We start from the raw sequence: 841 nt of genomic DNA on the forward strand, positions 1-841 counted from the left end.
GTGGCGAGCAGCTTCGAGCCCGGGTTCAGCCGGCGCACCACGCTGGCCGGCTCGAACCGGAAGATGAAGGTGCCGGACGGGTCGGCGGCGAAGTCCGACAGGCCGCGCGCCTTGGCCAGCGCCTGCGCCAGGGTGATCCCGTCCGCCTGGAACGGCAGCTCGGTGCTGTTGCCCAGCGCGCCCACCGCGATGAAGGTCTGGGGATCGCGCACCAGGGTGAGCACGTCGTTGGGCCGCAGGTAGATGTTCTCCTTCGGGTTGGACACCACCGTGGTCAGCGGCACGGTCGCGGTCACCGGCCCGCGCGAGAGCCGCACGAAGGTCTCCGAGACCGGCGAGCGGTTGCCGCCGGCGGCCGCGATGACGTCGAGGATGCGGTCGCCGTGGCCCGAGAGCGGCAGCCGGGCGCCGGCCGCGCCCTCGCCGGCGACGGTCACGGCCTGGCTGATCGGGCGGGTGACCGAGACCAGCACCTGCGGCTGGATGGCCTTGCCGGCCAGTTCGTTCTCGATCAGCGTCTGGACGTCCTGGGGCCGGCGGCCGGCGACCTTGATGCGGCCGGCATAGGGCACCGAGATGGCGCCGTCGCGCCCGACCGGCTGCTCGGGGATGAGGGCGGACTTGGACCCGGCCGAGAAGCGGTCGGCGACGAGCGGGCCGGAGAACAGGCCGCCGGACCCGGCCTCCCAGACCGAGACCGAGACCATGTCGCCGATGCCGATGACCGGCTCGGCGGAGGGGCGGTGGTCGCCGAAGGAGGCGAGCAGGCTGTCGAGCGGGCGGCCGCGCAGGGCCTCGATCACCGCGGGGGTGACGTCGATGATCTCGTAGCGGGCCAGCA

General features: G+C 73.5%; 1 protein-coding gene. It reads right to left on the bottom strand.

The genetic code is table 11. The features are described 5' to 3' along the window. Positions 1–841 (bottom strand): polysaccharide biosynthesis/export family protein (locus tag MKK75_RS08240; RefSeq protein WP_244042110.1); only part of this gene is annotated, 841 nt, incomplete at both ends.

It is taken from the genome of Methylobacterium sp. J-030 (genome assembly GCF_022829545.1).
Classification (GTDB): domain Bacteria; phylum Pseudomonadota; class Alphaproteobacteria; order Rhizobiales; family Beijerinckiaceae; genus Methylobacterium.